This window comes from Niastella vici, assembly GCF_002077945.1.
In the GTDB taxonomy this organism is placed as follows: Bacteria; Bacteroidota; Bacteroidia; order Chitinophagales; family Chitinophagaceae; genus Niastella; species Niastella vici.
Map to the genome: position 1 here is coordinate 39,791 of NZ_LVYD01000047.1, position 24,188 is coordinate 63,978.

The 24,188-nt window shown below is 43.8% G+C and carries 23 protein-coding genes; 15 read left to right on the top strand and 8 right to left on the bottom strand.

Annotation, left to right across the window (positions count from 1 at the left end; genetic code table 11):
• Window positions 1–28: 28 nt before the first annotated feature.
• The 5 genes from A3860_RS17850 (at window position 29) to A3860_RS17870 (ending at window position 10,248) form a co-directional block, all read left to right on the top strand.
• Window positions 29–3,151, top strand: coding sequence for a SusC/RagA family TonB-linked outer membrane protein (locus tag A3860_RS17850; protein ID WP_081148101.1), 3,123 nt, complete (start codon window positions 29–31; stop codon window positions 3,149–3,151).
• A 25-nt stretch (window positions 3,152–3,176) separates the two neighbouring features.
• Window positions 3,177–4,691: a RagB/SusD family nutrient uptake outer membrane protein gene (locus tag A3860_RS17855; protein ID WP_081148102.1), complete on the top strand. Its 1,515-nt coding sequence runs from the start codon at window positions 3,177–3,179 to the stop codon at window positions 4,689–4,691.
• Between the two features lie 126 nt (window positions 4,692–4,817).
• Window positions 4,818–6,248, top strand: a complete 1,431-nt coding sequence (locus A3860_RS17860; protein ID WP_245843565.1) for a glycoside hydrolase family 30 protein — start codon at window positions 4,818–4,820, stop codon at window positions 6,246–6,248.
• Between the two features lie 17 nt (window positions 6,249–6,265).
• Window positions 6,266–7,720: a glycoside hydrolase family 30 protein gene (locus tag A3860_RS17865; protein WP_081148104.1), complete on the top strand. Its 1,455-nt coding sequence runs from the start codon at window positions 6,266–6,268 to the stop codon at window positions 7,718–7,720.
• Window positions 7,721–7,914: 194 nt separating this feature from the next.
• Entirely contained in the window at window positions 7,915–10,248 is a 2,334-nt protein-coding gene (locus tag A3860_RS17870; protein ID WP_143774161.1) for an ABC transporter permease, read from the top strand.
• Window positions 10,249–10,275: 27 nt separating this feature from the next.
• Here A3860_RS17870 and A3860_RS17875 read toward each other — a convergent pair whose 3' ends face one another.
• A complete protein-coding gene (locus A3860_RS17875) occupies window positions 10,276–11,160 on the bottom strand; it encodes an XRE family transcriptional regulator (protein ID WP_158085294.1) in 885 nt (294 codons plus the stop codon).
• A gap of 117 nt (window positions 11,161–11,277) precedes the next feature.
• Between A3860_RS17875 and A3860_RS41135 the strand changes: the two genes are divergently transcribed.
• From A3860_RS41135 to A3860_RS17890, 4 genes are read left to right on the top strand one after another with little or no spacing between them, the layout of a single operon-like run.
• Window positions 11,278–11,481, top strand: coding sequence for a hypothetical protein (locus A3860_RS41135; protein WP_158085295.1), 204 nt, complete (start codon window positions 11,278–11,280; stop codon window positions 11,479–11,481).
• 11 nt (window positions 11,482–11,492) lie between these two features.
• Window positions 11,493–11,891: a hypothetical protein gene (locus A3860_RS17880; protein ID WP_143774163.1), complete on the top strand. Its 399-nt coding sequence runs from the start codon at window positions 11,493–11,495 to the stop codon at window positions 11,889–11,891.
• Window positions 11,888–12,325 (top strand): hypothetical protein, encoded by a 438-nt coding sequence (locus tag A3860_RS17885; protein ID WP_081148108.1) that lies wholly within the window; start codon window positions 11,888–11,890, stop codon window positions 12,323–12,325. Before A3860_RS17880 ends, A3860_RS17885 begins: the two co-directional genes overlap by 4 nt.
• Window positions 12,326–12,374: 49 nt before the next feature.
• A complete protein-coding gene (locus A3860_RS17890; protein WP_081148109.1) occupies window positions 12,375–12,899 on the top strand; it encodes a host-nuclease inhibitor Gam family protein in 525 nt (174 codons plus the stop codon).
• Window positions 12,900–12,953: 54 nt separating this feature from the next.
• Here A3860_RS17890 and A3860_RS17895 read toward each other — a convergent pair whose 3' ends face one another.
• Together A3860_RS17895 and A3860_RS17900 are read right to left on the bottom strand one after the other, a co-directional pair.
• A complete protein-coding gene (locus tag A3860_RS17895) occupies window positions 12,954–14,027 on the bottom strand; it encodes a class 1 isoprenoid biosynthesis enzyme (protein WP_081148110.1) in 1,074 nt (357 codons plus the stop codon).
• Between the two features lie 11 nt (window positions 14,028–14,038).
• Window positions 14,039–14,893, bottom strand: coding sequence for an NAD(P)-dependent oxidoreductase (locus tag A3860_RS17900; protein WP_081148111.1), 855 nt, complete (start codon window positions 14,891–14,893; stop codon window positions 14,039–14,041).
• Between the two features lie 186 nt (window positions 14,894–15,079).
• Between A3860_RS17900 and A3860_RS17905 the strand changes: the two genes are divergently transcribed.
• The 3 genes from A3860_RS17905 (at window position 15,080) to A3860_RS17915 (ending at window position 17,936) form a co-directional block, all read left to right on the top strand.
• Window positions 15,080–15,358, top strand: a complete 279-nt coding sequence (locus A3860_RS17905; protein WP_143774164.1) for a hypothetical protein — start codon at window positions 15,080–15,082, stop codon at window positions 15,356–15,358.
• 303 nt (window positions 15,359–15,661) lie between these two features.
• Complete coding sequence (locus tag A3860_RS17910) at window positions 15,662–16,330, top strand: hypothetical protein (RefSeq protein ID WP_081148113.1); 669 nt, start codon at window positions 15,662–15,664, stop codon at window positions 16,328–16,330.
• A 184-nt stretch (window positions 16,331–16,514) separates the two neighbouring features.
• Window positions 16,515–17,936 carry a hypothetical protein gene (locus tag A3860_RS17915; RefSeq protein WP_081148114.1) on the top strand — a complete coding sequence of 474 codons (1,422 nt, stop codon included), beginning with the start codon at window positions 16,515–16,517 and terminating at the stop codon, window positions 17,934–17,936.
• Between the two features lie 59 nt (window positions 17,937–17,995).
• Here the strand turns inward: A3860_RS17915 and A3860_RS17920 are convergent, their stop codons facing one another.
• Window positions 17,996–19,669, bottom strand: a complete 1,674-nt coding sequence (locus A3860_RS17920; RefSeq protein ID WP_081148115.1) for a glycoside hydrolase family 28 protein — start codon at window positions 19,667–19,669, stop codon at window positions 17,996–17,998.
• Window positions 19,670–19,814: 145 nt separating this feature from the next.
• On the opposite strand from A3860_RS17920, the gene A3860_RS17925 reads away from it, so the two are divergent.
• Both A3860_RS17925 and A3860_RS17930 read left to right on the top strand, forming a co-directional pair.
• On the top strand, window positions 19,815–20,324 hold the full coding sequence (locus A3860_RS17925) for a GNAT family N-acetyltransferase (RefSeq protein WP_081148116.1): 510 nt from the start codon (window positions 19,815–19,817) through the stop codon (window positions 20,322–20,324).
• 17 nt (window positions 20,325–20,341) lie between these two features.
• On the top strand, window positions 20,342–21,280 hold the full coding sequence (locus A3860_RS17930; protein ID WP_081148117.1) for a sulfotransferase family protein: 939 nt from the start codon (window positions 20,342–20,344) through the stop codon (window positions 21,278–21,280).
• Here the strand turns inward: A3860_RS17930 and cysC are convergent.
• Window positions 21,238–21,771 (bottom strand): adenylyl-sulfate kinase, encoded by a 534-nt coding sequence (gene cysC / locus A3860_RS17935; RefSeq protein WP_216823461.1) that lies wholly within the window; start codon window positions 21,769–21,771, stop codon window positions 21,238–21,240. The two genes, A3860_RS17930 and cysC, sit on opposite strands and share 43 nt — an antisense overlap.
• A gap of 48 nt (window positions 21,772–21,819) precedes the next feature.
• On the opposite strand from cysC, the gene A3860_RS17940 reads away from it, so the two are divergent.
• Window positions 21,820–22,548 (top strand): aspartyl/asparaginyl beta-hydroxylase domain-containing protein, encoded by a 729-nt coding sequence (locus tag A3860_RS17940; protein ID WP_158085296.1) that lies wholly within the window; start codon window positions 21,820–21,822, stop codon window positions 22,546–22,548.
• A 101-nt stretch (window positions 22,549–22,649) separates the two neighbouring features.
• Here A3860_RS17940 and A3860_RS17945 read toward each other — a convergent pair whose 3' ends face one another.
• The 3 genes from A3860_RS17945 to A3860_RS17955 all read right to left on the bottom strand — a co-directional run bounded on the left by A3860_RS17945 (window position 22,650) and on the right by A3860_RS17955 (window position 24,065).
• On the bottom strand, window positions 22,650–22,991 hold the full coding sequence (locus A3860_RS17945) for a HopJ type III effector protein (RefSeq protein WP_081148119.1): 342 nt from the start codon (window positions 22,989–22,991) through the stop codon (window positions 22,650–22,652).
• A gap of 50 nt (window positions 22,992–23,041) precedes the next feature.
• On the bottom strand, window positions 23,042–23,272 hold the full coding sequence (locus tag A3860_RS17950) for a hypothetical protein (protein WP_143774165.1): 231 nt from the start codon (window positions 23,270–23,272) through the stop codon (window positions 23,042–23,044).
• A gap of 118 nt (window positions 23,273–23,390) precedes the next feature.
• Window positions 23,391–24,065 (bottom strand): TMEM175 family protein, encoded by a 675-nt coding sequence (locus A3860_RS17955; RefSeq protein WP_158085297.1) that lies wholly within the window; start codon window positions 24,063–24,065, stop codon window positions 23,391–23,393.
• Between the last annotated feature and the right edge of the window lie 123 nt (window positions 24,066–24,188).

Genomic DNA, 24,188 nt, shown 5'->3' on the forward strand with positions numbered 1-24,188 from the left:
GAATTATTAACTAACAACTGACTTGCGTATGAAAATTCTGCGAATTGTTCTCGTAGTGCTGGTATTGCAGGCCCTCTTCTTTCCTGCAATAGCACAGGATATTGTAGTAACTGGTAAGGTGAGCGGCAAAACCGGTGAGCCTTTGATAGGTGCTACAGTATCAGTAAAAGGAACGAATGAAGCCGCAACAACCGATCACAGCGGCAACTTCACCATTCATGTTCCCAATCGGAAAGCTTTATTGGTCATTTCTTATGTGGGCATGGCCAACAAGGAATTATCTATTCCTGAAAATGGTACGCTGAGCGTACAACTCGATGAAGTAGGGGCAGTGGGCCTCGATGAAGTAGTGGTGATAGGGTATGGAACCCAAACCAAAAAGGTGGTTACAGGCGCCATCTCCAGTGTAAAAGCGAAAGACCTGGAAAATGTACCCAGCAACCGTATTGAACAAACCCTGCAGGGAAGAGTGGCTGGTGTAACCATTGCACAAAACAACGGTCAGCCGGGCTCTGCCTCCACCATCAGGGTACGGGGTATGACCACTTTTGGCGAAGGCGGTAACAATCCGTTATGGGTAGTTGACAACGTGGTGGTTGATCAGGGCGGCATTGGTTACCTGAACCAAAGCGATATTGAATCAATTGAAGTATTGAAAGATGCCGCTTCCGCTGCTATTTACGGAACGCGGGCCGCTACCGGTGTAATTCTGGTAACAACTAAAAAAGGCAAAAGCGGCAAACTATCGGTGAACTATAATGGGTTTTATGGTATTTCCCGGGCCAACAAAAAGCTCGACCTGTTAAATGCTACCCAGTACGCCACTATTATAAATGAGAAATCAGTAAATGGTGGTGGCGCCAATGTGTTTGCTGATCCCGCGGCACTGGGCGCAGGCACCGATTGGCAGGATGCTATTTTTAATGATAAGGCTTCCCGCTTTTCGCATGAAATGAGCCTGAGCGGTGGTAATGAAAGATCAACATTTTATTTGTCGTTCGGTTACCAGGACCAGGAAGGTATTGTTGCCGGACCGATCTCAAACTATACGCGCAAGAACCTGCGTATTAATTCTACCCATAAATTTCTCGATATCTTCACCTTCGGGGAAAACGTAGGGTATTCGCATCAGAAATCGGTTGGTCTCGGTAATACCAACAGCGAATTCGGTGGTCCTTTATCATCTGCCATCAACCTCGATCCCATAACACCACTGGTAATTACAGATCCGGCCATTGCTAACGCCAACCCATACAGCAACAACCCGGTGATAAAAGATCCTAATGGAAATCCTTACGGTATTTCGTCACTGGTGGGGCAGGAAATGAGTAACCCCGCAGCTTATATTCAAACCAAATTGGGACAATATGGCTGGTCCGACGATTTTGTGGGCAGCACCTATTTAGAAGCAGCGCTTGGAAAACATATTAAATTAAGATCAAGCCTCGGTGGTAAATTATCTTATTGGGGCGGCCAGGGTTTCACCCCTTATTATTATTTGAGCGCAACAGTGAAAACCTCCCAGAATAATTTCAATAAATCGAATAACAACAGCCTCAACTGGAATGTTGAAAATACGTTGACGTACACCAACAGCATCGATAAACATAATTTCACGGTGTTGCTGGGCCAGGGTTCGTATGTAGAGAATATTGGCGGTGGTTCAAGTGTAACCCTGTTCAATTTGCCCATCACCAGTTATAAAGATGCGTCATTCAACTTTGATATACCACAGGCAAACCGCAATTCAACATCGTCTGATCTTACCCAACATAAATTATCATCGCTGTTCACCCGCGTGAATTATAACTACGATGAAAAATACCTGTTCACCGGTATCCTCCGCCGCGATGGTTCATCAAGATTTGGTTTGAATCATAAATATGGTGTATTCCCCTCCTTCTCATTAGGTTGGAATGTTTCGAATGAAGCGTTCTGGCCGGGCAATCAGGTGGTTGACAGGCTGAAACTCCGCGGCGGTTACGGTGTGGTGGGTAACGATGCCATCAGGGACTTTGGTTACCTGTCGGTTGTTTCAGGTGGTTTCAATTATACCCTGGGCAATGCAGATAATATTACCACTGGCTATGCGCCACAATCGCTCGACAACCCCGATCTGCGTTGGGAAGAAACATCACAAACAAACATTGGTTTAGAAGCGCAATTGATCAAATCGCTGACCCTGAATGTTGACTACTTTATTAAGAAGACCTCAGGCATTTTGCGTCCTGTTACCATTCCCGGTTATGTAGGCGTATCTACCTCACCGGTAGCAAATATTGCCGACATGGAAAACCGTGGTATCGATGTTGAATTAGGATATCATAAAAGCTTTGGCGATTTTAACCTGGGTGTGAACGCCAATTTCTCTTACCTGAAAAATAAAGTTACCTACGTTGCATCAGATGCTGATTTTATTACCGGTGATGCCAGCTTTCAAACCATGGGCGCCATAACCCGCACCCAGAAAGGCCAGTCGTACAACTCCTTTTTTGGTTTTCAAACGGCAGGAATTTTCCAAAACCAGGCTGAGATCGATGCCTATAAAAATAAGAACGGTGATTTAATGCAGCCCAAAGCCAAACCTGGCGATTTCAAATGGGTAGATATCAATGGCGATGGCAAGATCACCAATGATAACCTCGATAAAACTTTCCTCGGCAGCAGCATTCCCAAATACACATATGGTTTCACGGTGAATGGCAGTTACAAAGATTTCGACCTCATGGTCTTTGTACAGGGTACGGCCGGCAGCAAAATATTCCAGGGATTGCGCCGCCTCGATATTGGCAATGCCAATTACCAAACTAAAGTGCTGGGCCGCTGGACCGGCGAAGGTTCAACCAACGATTATCCGCGCCTCACTACAAAGGATGATAATGGCAACTTCACCAACATGTCTAATTTCTATCTCGAAAGTGGCAGTTATGCCCGCGTTAAACTGGTACAGTTGGGCTATACGTTGCCTTCAAAACTGGTTAATAGAATTAAGGCCAGCAGGCTGCGGTTTTATTTAACCTCCGAGAACCTGTTCACCATAACAAAGTATACTGGTTATGATCCTGAAATTGGCGGTGCCGTATTGGGAGTTGACAGGGGTGTTTACCCACAGGCCCGTTCATTTATTGGCGGTGTTCAGTTGCAATTCTAATTATTCAACAATCTAATTACCTGTTATGCGAAACATAAAAATAAATTACCTCATAATAGCAGCTCTCATTATAAACTTCGGGGCATCATGTAAGAAAAGCTTTGTTGATGTAACGCCCCAGGGACAATTCCTGTCTGATTTTTATTATGCCAACCAGGACCAGGCCTACTCTGCCCTGATCGCAGTGTATGATCCGCTCCGTAAAAATGCAGGTGGCTTTGAAAATATGCTCGCCCTCATGAACTCAGGTTCCGACGATCATTATACTGGTGGCGGCGGTGCAACAGATGGCACACAACTGCAGGCTTTCAGCAACTATACCATGACCTCGAACCTCATGGCCAGCAGTTACTGGAACGATCCATACCAGGGTATTTTCAGGGCCAACGTGCTCCTGAAAAAACTGCCCGGTGTACCAATGGATGATAATTTGAAAGCCCGCTTCGGTGCAGAATCAAAAGCCTTACGCGCCTTTTATTATTTCAACCTCGTGCGCATGTTCAAAAATGTTCCGCTGTTGCTGGAACCGTTAAATACTTCAAATATGTACCAGGTTGAACAGGCCAAACCCGAAGATGTATATGCGCAAATAGAAAAAGACCTTACAGATGCGATTGGGGTGTTGCCCACAACCGTTGCCAGCTCAACAGAATCAGGCCGGTTTACCAAAGGCGCAGCCAAAGCATTGTTGGGAAAAGTATACCTGTATGAGAAAAAGAATGCACAGGCGGCACAACAACTGGCTGATGTAAATGGACCCACACCCGGCGCAACAAGTTCGTACGGGTATAAGCTGTTGGCTAATTTCAGCGATCTGTGGGTTGTTACCAACAAATTTAACAGCGAGTCTATTCTGGAAGAAACACATAGTGCTGCCGGTAACTCCGATTGGGGCTTCTGGGGTAGTGGTCGCGATGAAGGCAACACCGTAAACGTAATGGTTGGGCCCAGAAGTTATGAAAGAATAGATGCCAGTGCGCCAGACCTGCCATCTGGTTGGAGCTTTATGGTATTCACGCAGGACTTTTTTAATTTCATAAAGAATGACCCCCGCAAAGATGCCACCCTCCTCGATCTGAATGTGCTGCAAACTGCCGGCAAAATAAAATACATCGCGGGTTACATGAATACAGGTTATTTCCTGAATAAATTCCTGCCCCGCAAGCCAGATGTATCAAAAGGCGGTGGCGCTTCAGAGCTCAACTATCGCCAGAACACCTATATCATTCGCCTTGCCGATACTTATTTAATGGAAGCCGAAGCATTGGGTGGAACCGGAGCGAGGGCGCAGGCTTTACTAGATGCCGTTAGGGCTCGCGTGGGATTGACCTCTGTACCTGTTTCCATGGCTGCTATTAAAAATGAACGCCGCGCCGAACTCGCCGGTGAAGGCCACCGCTGGTTCGACCTCGTAAGATGGGGCGATGCGCCTGCCGTTTTGGGAAGCCGCGGTTTCGTAGCAGGAAAACACGAAGTATTCCCCATTCCGTTCAGGGAATTGCAGGGAACCAAACTTCAACAAAATAAAGATTACAACTAGGTTATAGGTGAAAGACCAGTTGGGTGCATCTTGAGCAATGTGCATGCGTTGCCTCAAGTGCACCTGACAGGTTTATAGTAACAACTTATTACAATGAAGTCATTAAAAAGAAACTACCTATTTGTTATGTTCAATAGTGTTGGATTCTGGTTGGTGTGGATGATGCTGACCGGCAGTTGCAAAAAAAATAAAGTTACCGAAAGCCAGCCACCACCTCCAACGCCGCCGGTAGCAACAGATGTTCAGTTTTATTTAACACAGGGCGATCAGTTCGTGCTGTTCAAAAAGCAAAACACCGCACTGAATTTTTCGAGTACAGGCAACGCCAGTAATACCATTGTAGTTGACACCACGCAAACATTTCAATCGATCGATGGCTTTGGCTATACTTTAACCGGCGGAAGCGCTTCTTTATTAAATTCACTGCCTGCCGCTACCCTTGACCCATTATTAAAAGAACTCTTTTTGTGGGACAGCACAAATATTGGTGTCAGTTATTTACGCATCAGTATCGGCGCTTCTGACCTCAGCGCAACTACTTTCACTTATGATGATGTGCCTTCAGGCCAAACCGATATTAACCTCACCCAGTTCAGCATCGATAAAGAAAGGCAGGACCTGATACCCATCCTTAAAAAGATCGTTGCACTGAATCCCGCTATAAAGATATTAGGCTCGCCCTGGTCGGCCCCGGTTTGGATGAAGAGCAATGGCAGCTTTGTAGGCGGTGGCCTGAAACCGGAATATTATGCAACCTATGCGAATTATTTTGTGAAGTACATCCAGGCTATGAAAGCAGAAGGCATCACCATCGATGCCATTACCCCACAAAACGAACCATTGCATGGTGGTAATAATCCCAGTATGGTGATGCAGGCCACCGAACAGGCAACGTTCATAAAAAATAATTTGGGGCCCGCATTTGCTGCAGCAGGTATTAACACCAAGATCATTGCCTGGGATCACAATTGCGACAATCCTGGCTACCCGATAACCGTTTTAAATGATGCGGCCGCCAAACCTTTTGTAGATGGTTCGGCTTTTCACCTGTATAATGGCAGCATCACAGCCCTTTCACAAGTGCACAATGCTTACCCCGACAAGAATGTTTATTTCACTGAACAATGGGTAGGAGGACCCGGCAATTTCCCCACCGATCTGCAATGGCATGTGGAGAACCTCATTATTGGCGCTACCCGTAACTGGAGCCGGAATGTGCTGGAATGGAACCTGGCGTCGGATCCCGGATATAATCCACATACAGCAGGCGGTTGTACAACCTGTTTAGGAGCGATCACCATTGGTTCGGGCGTAACCAGAAATGTATCGTATTATATTATTGCGCATGCTTCCAAATTTGTTCGCCCCGGTTCGGTACGTATTGCCTCAGACAATGCAGGAAATATCGTTACCGTGGCCTTTAAAAACCCCGAAGGAAAAAAAGTGTTGATCGCCCTGAATAAAGGAACGAACACGGAATCGTTCAACATTAAATTTAACGGCAAAATAGTGACTACCAATCTGAGTGCTGGTGCGGTAGGAACCTATGTATGGTAAATCGTAAAACTGATAAAATGACGAAAATTCCTGTCCCGTTTTTAATACTCGTTACCCTGGTTATTAATACGCAGGCCCGGCAAAAAAGTACCAATGCGAAAGCAACTTATAAAACGGTTACGGTTTATACCACTGCAGAGAAAACAGATTACAGGCTTACAAAAACAGCCACACTCAACCTCACTCCTTTTGGCCAGCCATTGGAAACACAGCCTTGCGTGTTTCTGGATGCTACCAGAAAATTTCAAACCATTGTGGGTATTGGCGGCGCCATTACCGATGCCAGCGCTGAAACCTTTGCCAAACTGCCCGCTGCCGGTCAGGATGAATTGATAAATGCGTACTTCAATACAGAAAAAGGCATTGGTTATTCGTTGATACGAACGAATATGAACAGCTGCGATTTTTCGAGTGACAGCTATGCGTACGTTGCCGATAATGATGTGGCCTTGAAAACATTCAATATTGCGCACGATGAAACGTACCGCATTCCCATGATAAAACGGGCAATGGCAACAGCAGGCGGCCGGGTACCATTGTTCATTAGTCCATGGAGCCCGCCCGCCTGGATGAAAGATAACAACAGCCTGTTACAGGGCGGAAAATTAAAAGAACCATACAAACAAAGCTGGGCGAATTATTATGTGAAATATATAAAAGCTTATGAGGCCAAAGGTATTCCCGTATGGGGGCTTACGGTGCAAAACGAACCCATGGCAAAACAGCGGTGGGAGTCGTGCCTATTTACTGCAGAAGAAGAACGGGATTTTATAAAGAAATACCTGGGCCCCACGTTGCAACAACAGGGCTTGGCCAGTAAAAAACTGATTGCCTGGGACCATAATCGCGATCTGTTGTACCAGCGCGCTACCACCATATTAAATGATCCGGCTGCAGCAAAATATGTTTGGGGAATAGGCTATCACTGGTATGAAACCTGGACAGGCAGCGCCATGCAATTTGAAAACCTGAAAAGAGTACACGAAACATTTCCCGACCGTAACCTGATCTTTACCGAAGGATGTGTGGAGAAATTTGATCTGAACCGCATACAGGAATGGTCGATCGGAGAACGTTATGGTTTTTCTATGGTCAACGATTTTAATAGCGGCACCGTAGCCTGGACCGACTGGAATATTCTGCTTGATGAAACCGGTGGGCCCAACCATGTAGGCAATTTTTGTTTTGCCCCTGTACATGCCGATACAAAAACGGGAAAATTGATCTATACGAATGCGTATTATTATCTGGGTCATTTCTCGAAGTTCATTAAAGCAGGCGCCCGCCGCATCGGCACAGCAGCGAGCCGCGATAAACTGTCAACCACCGCATTTATGAATCCCGATGGCAGGCTGGTGGTAATTGTCTTAAACTTATCGAACGACGAGCTGCCATATAAGGTATGGCTGCAGGGAACTGCGGCTGAGCTCACCAGTTTACCCCATTCTATCGCTACGTTGATTATTGAATGATCATACTTCCTTGAATAATCATACATTTCTTTTTAAAAAGTGAACACCTGCTGTAACATTACCGAACACCTGAGTTTCTAACAGCAACTGTAAGTTGTTGGTTAGTAGTAGGTAGAAAATCTGGCATTTTTTAGGTTACAAATGCCTGGCAGGTAGTGATCTGGCTGCGGTTCAAACAGGATAAAAAGAAATGTATGATTAAAAACTACTTTTTAATAGCTGTCCGGAATCTTTTTAAAAATCCCTTATTTTCTTTTATCAATATTTCAGGGCTGGCATTAGGAATGGCCGGTGCAGGTATACTCTTGTTGAATATTCAATATGAATTCAGTGTTGATCAGTTTCATGAAAAGAAAGACAGGGTATTCAAGGTATATAACAAAATCGTATCGAATGGCCGGCTCCAATGCTATGACCTTACATCGGCTCCATTAGGCCCGGCGTTGAAAAATGATTTCCCGAACATAAAGCAAATGACCCGGGTGGTGAGTACGGGAAAATTATTTAATTATAAGGATAAAAAATTTGAGGCCCAGGGTTCTTATGCCGATGAAGCCTTTCTCAACATGTTTAGCTTCCCGTTAGTAAGCGGGAACAGGCAAACTGCATTAAAAGATCAGCATTCGATAATTCTTACACAACAACTGGCAAAAAAGATCTTTGGCGATGAAGACCCTGTAAATAAGGTCATCAGGCTCGATAGTGCCGATAACCGAACTGTTACGGGTGTGTTGAAAGACATACCGTTGAACAGCTCCTTGAAATTTGATTACCTGCTGCCCTGGTATGATAATAAAAGTAAGTGGGATAATTATTATGCTACTACCTATGTTGAATTAGCAAGTGCCGGTGAGGTAAACAGTGTTAACAAACAGATAAGTGATGTGATCAGCAGGCATAGCAAAAATGAAGAAGGCACCCAGATCTTTTTGCATCCGGTAAGTAAAATGCATATACAACATCACTTTGATGAAAAGGGCAGGCCTGAAACCGAATCAGATATTTATTTTCTTTCCGTACTGGCGGCTGTGATGTTAATGATCGGTTGTATAAATTTCATGAACCTGAGCACCGCACGCAGCGGCAAAAGAGCAAAAGAAGTAGGAGTACGAAAAATAATGGGTGCCATAAAACAATCATTGATACTACAGTTTATAACTGAATCAACCCTGATCACCTGTATTGCAGGCAGTATAGCCCTCCTTATAGTTCAGCTGGCCTGGCCTGTATTTAGCATAATGGCAAAAATACCAGTGAATATTCCCTGGCAATCGCCGGCTTTCTGGCTGTCAATATTGGCCTTTATTCTTTTTACCGGGTTATTGGCTGGTAGTTACCCGGCTTTTTATTTATCGGCCTTTAAACCGGTAAAGGTGTTGAAAGGTATATTTAACAATAAGAGCACACTGTTAACTCCACGCCGCATATTGGTAGTGGTACAATTTATAATTGCCATTTCACTCATCAACTTTGCCATCATCTTTCGCAAGCAGGCAAATTTTACCGAGAACCGCGATCCGGGATTTATGAGAGCCGGTTTGCTGTTTCATTCCATAACCAACGATCTGCGTAGGAATTATGCAGTTGTTGAGCAGGAGCTAATGAATACCGGAATGGTTGAGGCCGTTTGTAAAACCAATATGCCGTTGACAAGAGCCGGCATCTGGATAAGTGGATTTGAATGGGCTGGTGGCGAAAACAGTAAAAGCATAAACTTCAGTGTGTTTACTACAACGGGAAATTTTGTAAATACAAATGGGCTTACTTTATTAAAAGGAAGAGATATTGATTATAATACTTTTCATACAGATACCGCTTCCGTCGTAATTAATGAAAGCGCCAGTAAGGAATTAGGTTTCGCCAACCCGGTAGGCCAGACAATAAAAGACGGAAATTTTAACTGGAAGATAGTAGGGGTGGTAAAGGATTTTTATCAGAGCAATCCTGGTGATCTTGTACGGCCCGCCATGATACAATATGGCCGAAGTGATGGTATAATTAATATAAGAATGAAAACCGGCAGCGCGTCGGTGCAAAGCATTAAAAAAATTGAAGAAATATTAAAAAGGAATAACCCCGGTTATCTCACCGAGCTGCAATTTGCTGATGTGGATTTTGCCAATACCTTTACACAACGTAAAAATACATCTGGTTTAATAAACACGTTTACTTTCATTGCTATTTTCATTGCCTGCATGGGTCTGTTGGGGCTTACTGTGTATATGACTGAACTTAGAAAGCGGGAAGTTGGCATCCGAAAAGTGCTGGGAGCAAGCGTAGCAAAGGTCACTACATTATTAACAAAAGAGTTTATAAAGTTGGTCGTTATTGCAATGATCATCGCATCACCATTGGCCTGGCTTTTCATGAACTCCTTTCTACAGCAATTTGGTTACAGAACTAACCTGAGTTGGTGGATATTACCGGCATCAGGCGCTGTAGCCCTGCTGATTGCAATTGTTACTATAGGTTTTCAGGCAATAAAAGCGGCGGTTGCCAACCCGGTTAAAACGCTGAGAAGTGAATAGCACGACGCGCGGGCTGGTACAAGAAAACTATTCACCCATTTTCTGTTTCAGCGTGGCGAGTTCCGCTTCAATGTTTACGAGACGTTTATAAATTTCACCGGGGCCGGGCAGTTGCCTTGTCCAACGTTCAACTACATACCATATTTCGGCCACTTCTTCAACGTCGAGCACGATGGTAGGAAATTCAATGGAACCACCGTGATTGTTATCACTTTTTACAATGATCTTTCCTTCGTGATGACGGTTGATCAGCCGTTTTATCAATACACCCTGCGTACGGGTCACCAGCACATACACCCGGTCGTCACGAACTTCTGAAATATCGGCCCAACGTGCGATCACGCGGTCTGCATCCTGCAAGGTGGGAAACATGGAATGCCCTTCTACTTCAAATATGCGGTAAGTGCCATTGGTATAACCAGGCAAACGATAAGCCGATAAAGATTGAATAAATTGCGGATCACCATAGCCCGACATATAACCAGCCCTGGCTTTTACCGGTACATAAATAATATTCTCTTCACCCTGACTATCTATAGTAATAATTTTTGGCGCCTGGAACCGCCGGTAAGGAAATAGCGTACTGCCTACCACCGAAACGGGCAGGTCATCATCATCAGGTGGTAAAAGGGCAGCGCTACTCTCAGCTACCATACTGGTATCCTTGTTTTCCTCCTGTTCCTTGTATTCAACCAGGTTTCCTTTCGAAAGATCAACACTTAAGAGCTCATCAATCGAAATGTCGAAAAATGAGGCAATTTTTTCTAATGTACCAAGGTCTGGCTCAGAATGGGTTGTCTCGTAATTAGAGAAGGTATTTCGCTTCAAACCCAATGCAGTGGCCACTTCGGCCTGGGTTTGCCCTTTCTTTTTCCTTAAAAAGGCCAGATTCTGTGCAAAAAAAGTTGGCATAGAGTAAATTTTTTGCCTCAAAAATTGGTTATGTCGAAAAATGAGGCATATATTTGCTGTATCGAAAAGCGATACAATATGCATGGGGCTAAAAGTAGGCAAAAAAACAAAGAAAATGTGCTTCGGAGGCGAGATGTGCCCGCTTTGGTGGCAGAAATTCACGGAGTTACCGCCGATCATGTCAGAAAAGTGGTCAGAGGCGATCGGGAGAACCAGGAGATACTGGCAACCTACATGCAAATAATAAAGAACGACAACCTGCTTTTGCAGGCCGTGAAAAATGTGATCCCTGAAAATACCAATACCGACCCTGAAAAATGAAAAGCCCGGTCATGACCCATAATCCAATGCAAAATGATCTGGCGCCTTATCTAAAATCGCTTATCTGCCATATGCTGGGTTGGGACGAACTGCAGTATGGAGATTTTCAGTATCAAAGTGGCTGTTTGTATCTACAATATTATATCTCGAAAGATCCAGCGGCTATCGATGAAGTATTGCAGCACCAGCTGTATTGGAATTGGTGGAAGAGCGAATGGTTCGACAGAGATTATGTTCTTGCCGGCACCCTGCTGAAATGTGATAACCTTTCTATGAATGAGAAGAGAATGTTGTATCAGAAATGGCATGATGCCCGTGTATTGGCCGATGAATGTTCGCCGGTAGGATCAATTATGAGCAATGGTTATAAAACAATGATTAGCGAAATTATAAAATCGGAAGTATTATGAATGTACTCACAAGAAAAGAACTCTCGATCGTAAGCCATGTAATTACACGCGCCCAATTTGAGATTCAACAGCAGGCGGGTATTGATGTAGTATTGGTTCCACGTTACTCGAACAAAATGCTCGAAGATGATCTTCGGCAATTGTTCGAAGCAATGTGCGACTGCTGGAATGTTCAACTATCATGGGTAAGTGATAAAAGCCGTGCAAACGACCGGCCCGTGATGCGGAAGCTGTTGTGGATGGCAGGCAAAAAAAGATTTCCTCACGTCCCTTATTCACTGTTGGCAAACCTTACAGGCGCTACCGACCACGCCGGTGTAATTAAAGGTATCAGAAGCGGATACGACTGGCTGAAGGTGCGTGATGAAAAGATCCTGAAATACTATGAGCCCGTAAAAAGTTATTTCAGTGAACTGGAAGCAGAGCCTGCATAGATCAATTTGCAACAACAACCTATTTAACTAACAAATAAAAGCTAAACGTATGTTCCGTGAAAAAAAGAAAGTGATCAATAATGTTGATTACGACCAGGCCCAGGATGCTTCTGCCCGATATGCTGAAATTTCTGCCCGCCTTGGCTTTATAGAAGCCCAAATGAACGAGCGCATCAATAGTATAAAAGATGAATACGCCGATGAGATCATTCATTTGTCACGTGAAAAAGAAAAGCAATTTGAAGTGTTGGAAGTGTATGCCAAAGAGCAAAAAGACAATTGGGGCCGCCGCAAAAGCCTGGATATGTTACACAGTGTGATCGGCTTTCGTACAGGAACACCCAGGGTTACCAAAGACAAAATGCTTTCCTGGGATAATATACTCGACATGGTGAAAGAAAGATTCCCATCATTGATACGCGTAAAATGCGAGCTCGATAAAGAAGCGATCATTGCCATGCGCGACGATGCAGAATTTCTCGAGCTGCAAAAGCAATGTTATGTAGATGTGGTGCAGAACGAAACATTTTTTGTGGAGACCAAAATGCTGGAATTGCAACGCCAACGCGCCTAGGCTCTATTATATAAGGTTCAGGCTCTGATTAAATATTTTTTTTTAGTGTCATAGCTAGTAAGTAAGCCGTTCTGTTTCCACAGAGGGGCCTTTAATAAGACCTGAAGAAAGATCATAATAATTAGTAAGGCGCCGGATGTGCCCCAGCCATTTCCTCTTTTGCTGAAAACTATCCATATCGCATATCAGGGTCTTCCTGCTCAATGCGCGAAGGGCCGCAATTGAATGAATTTCTGCAGTAACATCTTTCAACTGTTCCAACGACATCCAGCCCATGGCGTGCAAAGAGTGTATGGTTATGGCATAATCCTGTTTGTTTTTTGACGCATAGGGCATTTGCCATATTTTATAATTGATGCTGGCTATTTCAGCCATAAAATGCTGTTGCAACTGCCCAAAGTTCCGGTACAGGTTGGGCAACGTATAAACGCCGTTATGCACATCTTTATACACGTCGAAAGCATCATTGGTCAACTGCATAAGGCCCGCAACGGGATACAGCATCTCCAGTATTTCCTGGCCGGGATAATGATCGAGCACCGCACAAAATAACAATACGGCATAATAGCTTTTGTTATAGGTGATGCGGTACAATTCATTTTCTGTGATTTGCCCGTTTAATTGTTTCAGGGATTCTTTTTGCCAGAAAAAAACTGCCTTCAGTTGCTCAACAAATAATTCGCGTTGCGGTGTAAGCCTTAATATTTCCAGGTATAATTTTATTACAAGCCGGTCTGTATTATTAACGGCCACATATGCTTCCGGGTTTTCAACCAGCGAGGCTATTTGTTCGTGGTCAAGTAATTTGTCATCAAAAAGATCATCGAACAGCGGCCCGAAAACACTAAGTAAAATGATCCGGTGGCGTTCTTCCGCATTCAATTGTTTTCCCGTTAAATGGTACAGGTTCTCGCAAATGAGGTTCAGCCCCAGTTGCCAGTATTTAGTGATCCTTTTTATGTGCTGCGCAGAAAATGTTTGCGCATGCCCGGGCGCTACTTTGTTCAGCAACTCCGGTAGGTGTTGCTGTAAGGATCGTTCCTGTTTCTTCACCAGCCGGTATAAGGCAAGCATCCTGCGCAGGATGCGGTAATTACTTACAGAAGAAGGATGGCTATTTTGATGCATTCCAGGCAAATTTATTGCTCATCTTCCCGTTTTCCAATCACCGTCCAGTCATAATTGCCCAAACCTTTGCTGATAAATTCATCCATCAGGTTGGCGATAGCAGGCATCAGTACCAAATGGTTACCGGTTTGTTGAGTGGCATCAAGAAATAATTGGGTGTCTTTGCGCGCCATATTCAATTCCCAGGAAGGTTGGGTGTGATCGGCACCGGTCATGCGTTTCAAACGGGCCGCTACATGGGCACCGGGATTCCACTCATTGAAGAGAGTGAGCAGGTCTGTTACAGAAATATCAAGTGAATTTGATAAGGTCAGCGTGTCTTTCAATCCCACGGTAAGGCAAACCAGGAAAGCGTTACCGGCGAGTTTCATGGCGGCCGCTTTTCCCACTTCAGTACCAAAATTTAATAGTTTACCAGTCATTTTTGAAAGGGCAGGCGAAAGCGCATTGATTATGGACTCGTCGCCCGATAACAGCATAAATCCGGTTCCATCCAAAGCATTGGCGGGTCCCATAAATACAGGTGCATGCAGATAGGTAAAACCTTTCTCTTTCCAGCGTTGGGTCCTTTTTATGGCGCCTTCCTTTGAAGTGGTGGTATGATCAATGATAATAGCGCCAGGTGTAAGGCCGGGCTCCGCAGCTTTCAAAACCTCATCAACAGCCACATCATCTTTCAGGGTAAGATGTATTTCGGTGGCTCCCTTTACAGCATCGGGTGCCTGAACGAATGCCCGGGCGCCGTCTTTTTCCAGATCCTGCGCTTTTGAAGCGGTGCGGTTCCAAACCTGTACTGATTCTCCCCGTTTAAGCAGGGCCCGAACAAAATTCGACCCTAATAAGCCCATTCCTAAAAATGCTTTCATGATAATGTTTTTGCAAAGATTGGTGATTTTGACTAACTGTGATAAAGGTATTATTTGTATTAAAAAAGTACGGAAAGTATATTCGTATGTCAATAAATGAACTGAAATATGTCAAATATGAACTTTTATATGTAGTTGTTTGACATAATTAATGCAGATTGCGCGCTTTGCCTATTTCTTTGCAATATGGCGAAGGACAAGCGCTACGCGACTGTTAAAAAACTCATCGAAAGCGGCTATATAGAAAGCTTTGCGGGTGTATTGGAAAATATACCCAAGACGAATGTAGCACGTGATCTGGGCATGCATCACCAGACTTTTGCCAAATTAATAAAATCCCCCGAAAAATTTGCTTTTAAAGATGCTATCAGGATTGCCTCACTGATTGATGTGGATGATATGACTATAATAAACCTGATCTACAAGCAGTATGTTATAGAAAAGAAACACAAACGAAAGAAATAGCGCCAGTACGCAAAAAAGATAGTACAGGATACACACAAAGAAAAATAGGTCCCGGTTAATGCCAGGGCCTTTTTTTGTTGCCGCTGATATATTGGAATCTACCGGTATAATTTCTACATTAGCGTTATATTAAACCTCAGATAAGTTGCTGCACAGCAATATGGCGACAGGGTAACAGCCCATGGCTGAAAATTATTTCTTCAGGGCATATTTGTTAAAAATAAAAGTGACGCAACGTTCCCGTTTCAGCAGGCGATCATTGCATAAGACAGGAAAATTAACCCTAACCTTTTAAAAAGCAACATGAAGGAACGTTTTGTCCTGCTTGTAACTATTTGCATCTTTATTTTTCTGGAAGGAAGATCACAACGGGTAATGGAATTTGGAATTAAGCCAACAGAAGCTGCTTTTTTAAACTTTGAGGCAAATGCTGCCATCGGGAATAAAAAAACGCGTTACGGCATCCTGCTATCCTACAGGCCCAGCACCCAGGATTCTGGAAGGGTAAATAGTGGAGGCAGCGGTGCTGCCGGTGGATATGGACATCGCTACTTAAATAAATTATACAAGTCTTATACGATAGGATTTTACCAAAAAACTTACGTCAACAAGGCTTTGGATACATACCTTGAAGCAGATGTCTTTTATCGAAACTGGCGTTTTAAAAACAAGCATGCCTCATTTCAGGATGTAGAGGGGTACAACTTCCAGGGATTGCGTACTGAAAATGTTGATGTTTACTGCCTGAAACTTTTAATTGGACAAACAATTTTTCTTACACCGGCAACCAGGAAGGTCCGGCTGTATCTTGATGTATACGGCGGGCTGGGCTATCGTTACCAGGAAGAAACTTATGAAACCTTTGATGGTTATGTAAATGATGATTACTATAGTTATAAAAAGGATAAATTCAATTATAGACGCATTACACCGCAGGGAGGCGTAAAGTTTGGATTGATGATCTTTAAATAATAGTATGGCAAGCCGTTCTTTCAATAGAGAGCGGCTTTCAAATTATACCTGGGTTGGATACTCGCCTAACCGTCATTTTCTCATTTCATACATCGGTTACTTCAATACAATCAGGCTGCAGGAGTACAAATAAGCGGCTCCTTCTAATTTGCACCCTGATTAATAACCTTTTCAAAACTTATGTATGAAAAAATTTCTGTTGGCGGGTTGTGTGCTGGTCCCCCTCCTTATTAACTCCTGCACCAAGGGCAGGGAAGAGGCGCCTGGTGGTAGCGGTAATGATCCAAATACTAATCCAGGTCAGGAACTTCCTGAAGGTGTGCAACGAAAGGCCGGCTCAATTATACCCGGTACCCTGGTACAGAAAGAGATCGGCACGCAGGGTGGGGAAATTGTATTGGGGAAAGTGAAATTTGTTTTTCCTGCCGGTGCATTGGACAAACCGGTTTCTTTCAAAGTACAACAATTAACAAATACTGCGCCCAATGGCATCGACAGTTTGGCTTACCGCTTTGAAGCAGCAACAGATGTACAAACCGCAAAGCCGGTTAAAATAGTATATACTTTTCCAAAAGATGAGGATGGCAAGCCCTTTATTCCCGGGGGTAGCCTCAATGGTTTGGGTGGCGCGGCCTATCTTAAAACGGAGAATGGCAGCAGCACAGGCGTATATAATAAACTGCCTGGCAAACCTGTAGTTGATGCAAATGCCGGTACAGCCTCGCAGGATTTTACTTTGAAAATTTCCAACGGCAAGCTCGACATTGCGAATTTTCTCAAATATAAATTATGGATCAATCGGCAAAATGGGGATACGGTGAGCAGTACTACAGTTATTTGTAGTGATAAAATTGATTATCGGGTTACCTATCTTGGAATTGATGACATTAACGACGATCTGTTTATACCATTGCCGGGCGAGAAACCGGTTTCAAATGATACAAGAAGTTATATTACCGAAATCTATATTAACGGGGTAGCCATGGGGCTTGGTAAACCATATGGAGAGATCTTGTCTGTTCGTGGTGAAAACTACTTTACCTACCTGGCGCCGGATATAGTGCCCGGTGGCGCCGATAAAACCAGCCTATCCTTTACCATCAGTGTCGACATCACAGCTATCAAAGGCGATGTGTCGAAATATTACCTGGTGTCGCATGTTAAACTGATCAACGAAAACACCATAAAGATCGGAGGTAGAACGGTAGTGAACGTACGTGGCCAGGCCATGAATGAAGCGGGCCGGGATCACATTGACATCGATCTTAGTAATTTTTTATCTGGAGGCGTAATGGCCCAGGCTGGAATAGTTGTCAATGATGTATTTACAGGCACCGGTAACTATGCCATAAACCTTCCGGCCAACTCCCATTGTTTGGCAGAGGCCATAGATGGTAAATACAACTGGAATTCATCTGCCAACGATCCGCAAACGAACGGACTTCATCAATATGGCAGCGGCAGTGTCACCATTACTTCCTACGACAAGATCAGTAAAATTGTCAAGGGAACCTATTCATTCATTCTGGTGCGCGAAGAAATTTCGAGTGTAGTACGAACACCTGTTTCTGGCACGTTTCATATACCAATGAGTATTTCGGAGTAGTATCTATATATAAATTTCAATACCCTCTGGCAAATAACCGGAGGGTATTTTTATATATGCTATTTTACTACTACGGCAGAAGTGGTAGCCCCATTTGTACAATTCAGTGCGGTTTTTGCTTTTCGCAGATCGCCTCCTTCTACCATAATACCGTCACTGGCGGCGCCTTCAATCTGTACAAATATAGCGGCCGGTGTTAATACTCTTGTTGCAGTGAGCAAAACATCTTTGGTATTGATGAACCGTAGCAATTCGGCTCCTTCACTACCCTTTGCGCTAAGTCCGTTGATACTGGCATCCTGAACGTTATCAAAAACAACAGCGGGTCTTGCATCTGCCTGGTCATATTCAAAGCGTACATTGTGCAGCGTGAGCCCTTTTACATTACGCGCGTACATACCATAGGCCGGCGGGCCGGCCGGCGCGGTTTCCCAAACCCCAAAATATTCTGCGGCTACTTCCGGTATTGAACGTTTGGCAGCCTGTTCGGCAGTACCGCCGCCTGCATACTGTATATGTACATCAGTAAAACTTATGTTCTCCAGGTAATATGCACCCATGGCGTTCAGCGTGATACACGAATTTGACTCCCCCGGTCTTACGCTTACCCCAAAATGAATATCGGGGTGATCAACCGGTTTGGCTACCACTGTAGCGCGAATGGCATTGAAAACAATATTACGGATAAACGGTTTTTGTGTGTCGGGGGTATTATTATTATCCGTTCCGCCGAATCCAATCCCTATAGGGCCTGTAACGTTCCGCATAATGATATTGGAAAAAATAAGGTTTTCAATATTGGCTTTACCGGCGCTTATTTTTATGGGGCATCCATACGTTTCATAAATAAGGCAATTGGTTATGGCAATGTTTTGTGATTGACCCCCTCCGAAGCGGAATACCGACCAGCGGGTGCTGAAGGTGCAATTGTTTATAGTCACAAATTTATTACTGCCAAAAAGGGCGCAGGCATCGTCCTGGCATTGTACATCACTGTTTACGAGGTGAACATATTCATTGTTGTTAAAATGAAAGCCGTCGTTGTTTTTGTTCACCCTGTTATAGATCCTTACCCCATCAATATGTACCTGTTTGCAACCCAATATGCGAAAGCAATGATAGGCGCTGGCTGTACAAAAAACACTGTGAAGGCTTAACCGGGTGCATTGATAAAAAATGCCGAGATGTGGCCGGTCGAAGTTGCCGCCAACGCCGTGCTGGCCGGGGCCGGTATTGTCGCCCTTGCCATTATAAAATGCAAGCCCGTTTCCGTCGATGGTGCCATTACCTTCTATAGAAACATTGTTTGCATTAGCCGCATACAGGAAAACAATATTGCCATTACCGGGGGGAACCCCTTTTCCTGCCGTATAATCTTCACGCTTGGGGCTACCCAATAATTTGGCTGCTGCCGACAGGTGAAGCGTAACATTCGATTTTAATTCAAGTGTGCCTGAAAGAAAATTGCCTGGGGGTATCAATACGGTTCCACCATTATTGTTAAAGCATTTATCGATGGCATTCTGGATCGCTTTTGTATCCAGGGTGGTTCCATCGCCTTTTGCTCCGTAATCACGAATATTATAAATATTAGTGCCGGCAACCTCATCCTTTTCCTTTTTACGGGGCGTTCCTTTTGCTTCGAGGCCAATCATGGTTCCGGCGCCTGCCAGTGCCGGAACTGCCATTCGTTCCAGCCATTGACGACGCGACAACGGGTTTGTTTCTTTCATAGTATTAATATTTTATTGATATCAGGTGTTAATCAGTAAATAGCTTAACAAAGAAAACGTGTTAGGCTAAAAGGGGCTACTTAGTGGTTGCCTGTTTATTCAATCATATTGGCGTATTTTTATAGCCGCACTAATAGAGCCCAATATGGATACCGCCATAGTTCCTGTTACGCATAGTGACTTTGAGATTATTTATGAGATCATTAATGATGGGGCCTCGGCCTATAAAGGCATTATACCCGGCGACAGATGGCATGAACCTTATATGTCAAAGGAAGAATTGCAGGTCCAGATAGTCGATGGTGTAGAATTTTGGGGTTATCATGAAAAAGAAGAATTGATTGCAGTAATGGGAATTCAGGATAAGGGGGATATCACATTAATCAGGCACGCCTATGTTCGCACCACGGCCAGGAATAAAGGGATTGGCGGAAAATTATTGCAACATTTATCTACATTGACGGCAAAGCCCATATTAATTGGTACCTGGGCCGATGCAAGCTGGGCAATTAGCTTTTATATAAAGCATGGTTTCCGGCAGGTATCGTTTAATGAAAAAGAACAATTATTAAGAAAATACTGGAATATTCCCCTCAGGCAGATCGACACTTCGGTTGTGCTGGTAAGTGCAAACTGGATCGGCACCACTTCTTAAACTACTAAATGGTTCATATGGAAGCCAGGATATCATCAGCGTTGGCAAACTGGATACCTTATAAACTTTCCTTTGCTGAAGGCGAGCCATATTGTGAATGGTTGTATACAGGCGATGAAGATTTTACAGAACCATTTTTTGATGACACCATTGCCAAATGCCTGCAATACAACAACCGCGGCCATAAAAGCATAAGTAGTTTGGATGTGTTGCCACAATGGTCCAATGAAATTGAAAGCATTCCGCCTTCAGCATTTATCTTCCATGTGTCAAGGTGCGGTTCTACCCTGGCTTCGCAACTGCTGGCTTTAGATAGCGGTAACATTGTACTTTCAGAAGTTCCTTTTTTTGATGCCTTACTGCGGGCGAACAAAAATATACCGCAACAATTGCTAAAAGCTGCAGTGGCATTCTACGCATCTGTAAAAAACAATAGAAAAAGATTGTTTATAAAAACTGATAGCTGGCATATCTTCTTTTATAAACAGCTCAGGGAACTATACCCACTAACTCCTTTTATTTTATTGTACCGCCGGCCCGATGAAGTGATGCGGTCGCAACAAAAGCGAAGCGGGATGCATGCAATACCCGGGCTCATTGAACCTGCCCTGCTGGGATTTGCAGAAAATGAAGTGCAGTATATGGACCAGAATGAATACCTGGGCCGCTTGCTGGATAAATACTTTCAGGCTTTTGAACACATTCTCGAAGAAGACCCCCTTGCTATTCCTGTAAATTATAATGAAGGTCCCATTGCCATGGTAGAAAAGATAGCGGCCATAACCGGTACGCCTGTTGGCTTCGGGGAAATGGAAAGAATTAAAGACCGGGCCAGGTACCATGCAAAGTACCCTGCTCAGGTTTTTGCGGAAGCGGCGATCCGCGATCCGGTGCCTGCTTATTGCAGAGCCGCCTATGAAAGATATGAAGCCCTGGAGCGAAGTAGGAATTCATAAAAGGTCAAAACAGACTGCGATGCCGGTTCCCCGCTGGTATCGATGACCAGGTCGGGTGAAGCCGGAACTTCATATGTATCATTCACTCCCGTTAAATTAAAGAGCTTATCAGGGTGCTCGTCGTGCAACAATGCCCGTTTGTATAAACCCTTGGTATCTCTTTTGAGGAGAACCGGGATTTCGCATTTGACCCAAATGGTCTTTGTGCCATATTTTTCTTTCAATTCATTTCTGATAGCTTCAAAAGGGTTAATAGCGGCGATCATAATGATATCTGCGCGGTTTTTAAAAGACCAGGCTACCTCACCAAGCCGCCTGATATTCTCCATTCTGTCTTCCTTTGAAAAGCCCAGGTCTTTGCAAAGGGTTTTCCTGTACACATCACCGTCAATGATCTCAACTTTCAGGGATTGCTTTTCCAGTAAGGGTTTTACACCCACTGCCAGCGTTGATTTCCCTGCGCCTGAAAGACCGGTTAATTGTATGATCATGATCCTGGTCATTGAATGAATTCAGAAAATCTTTGTAGATTTAGTAACATGAGCATCATTAAATATGCGTTATTGAAGATGCCAGTTGCCATCAAAAGTATTCAAAAAGAAATTGAAAAATTGCAATCAGATTACTGGCAACCGCATTTAAACCAACATGATTATGAAGGTGGGTGGGATGTTTTATCGTTCCGGTCGCCCGGTGGTGTACCGAATACATTGGCCGAATCGTTGAATAAGGAAGCGTTTGCAGATACGCCTTTATTGGCGCATTGTCCATCTGTTCAATTGCTCCTTGAAAGTCTGCAGTGCGAAAAATTATCTGCCCGGTTGTTGAACCTGCAGGCCGGGGCTGTGATCAAAGAACATACGGATAAGGAGCTTTATTTTGAAAAAGGCGAGGCCCGGCTGCATTTTCCCATCATTACAAATCCTTTTGTTGAGTTCTACCTCGATAATGAAAGACTGCAGATGCAGGAAGGCGAATGCTGGTATATTAATGCCAACCTGCCGCACCGGTTGGCCAATAAGGGCAGCAGTAACAGGATACACCTTGTTGTGGATTGTAAAGTAAGTCATTGGCTGCATGAAGTATTCAATAAGGATTGCCTGGTGCAGCGTGAGCTGAAGGATACGGAAGTTTTTTTGCGTGACAGGAACACGATTGTGCAAACGATCAATGAATTGAGAAGGCAGCCTGGTAATAGCGCAGCTGAATTGGCGAATGAACTGGAGAGGCAGTTGAAGGAGGCGGAAGAAGAAGCTAATAAATATTGAAATGGGGCTGACCAAAAAGGTTCATGAAGGCTTTGAGAATCGCGTAAACGACCTTTAGTCACCATCACTACTTCCTTTAGTCAGCCCCATAATACGTTGAACTATTTTGCAACCAGGGCCTGTCCTTCAAAAACTACTCCTGGCCAGCCGTGGATCATAAATTGTCTGATGTTTTGGTGATCAGCCCCGTTGGGATTATTTAATACTGATTGATAATGTTCTGCAAACAGGTAAAGAGTATCTTCCTTACTCAGGTTATTTAGTTGCGCGAAAGTAAAAACCTTTGCACTGCCCTGATTTTGTGTTGCCTCATTATAAACCTCCCCATTTTTAAAAGCTGCAGGTTGATGTTGATAGTAAGTTTCTATAAATTCAATCACTTCTTTGAATGGGAGTGAATTGTCTTTTGATCTTTTTATTAAACTGTTTAATTGATCTTTCATTCGGGTTTTATCTATTTAAGGGCAAAAATAGATAACCTGCCATCATCATCCTAATAATGCGAAGGTTTTACAATCACCGTATCGTTCGGTAATTTTATTGTATCAGGTTTAAGCCGCACATTATTGTTTTTAGGTGGCATCTGCGTAGTCATCTTAGCCGAGCCGAGCGTACCGGCTGCATTGGTTTGGTCGTCGGGATTGGCGGTTATTGACATGGGGGGGTTACAATGAACCATAAACAGGAATACCAACCCGGGCCAATATGAAGAATTTTTATTCATATGAATAGTATTTAAGGCAGGCGCCTTATTTATCATATGAAAAATCTGTTCCCGCCTGTAAACGCGGGCATGGATTTTAAGCTATAGATTGTGGGGAACTATGGCAACAGAAGAGGCTTTAATTGCCATCTTCTGCAAATTGTTCATTTGAAACGTTTTTAGAAGGCATATACTGCTTTTTTCTTTTTCCTGCCAGGTAGAATGCAGCAAAAAGGAACATTGGCAGCTTAAAGAACAGGAATATAAAAGCAAGGATGGGAAGGAAAAAGGAAAGGATCACACAAACCAGGCTATTGATCATATCCAGGTTAAATGTAAGCCTGAAACGGCGTCTTGCAATATCCGGGAGTTTGTCTTTATTTATATAATTCTTTGAATCGGCGTAATCCCAGATGTAATTCTGAAAAATGGCCAGTCCCAGCACATTCATACTATAAAGAAAGATCACAGGTGTTTCGGCGAAATGAGCACTGACCAATGTTGTTGCAAAAGGTAAAGTAACGATCAGGAACAGCCAACAGATGTTTAAAAACATCATAAGATCATCCATTTTATAAATATGGATAAAAGCATTATGATGGGTTCTCCAAAAGCCGGCGATATTAATAAAAGAAAGAATAAAAGCCAGGTAATTTCTCCAGGGCAGTAGCAGGTCTGAAAAGCTTACATGGTGATCTGTAGGGATCTCCAGTTTTAAGTTCAATGCAAGCAGGGTGATGGCGATCGCTACGATAGCATCGCTAAAGAAAATTACCCGTTCAAAAGCCACTTCCTTTTTTATAAAGTCTTTCACGGAACAAATTTATCTTTTTGGTTGATGCGGCGGGAATTTTTGAATGGGACGGGAGAAATAAAAAAAGCCAGCAAGTTGTTGACTTGCTGGCTTTTTTTGGTGCGCCCGGCACGGGCGCAAACT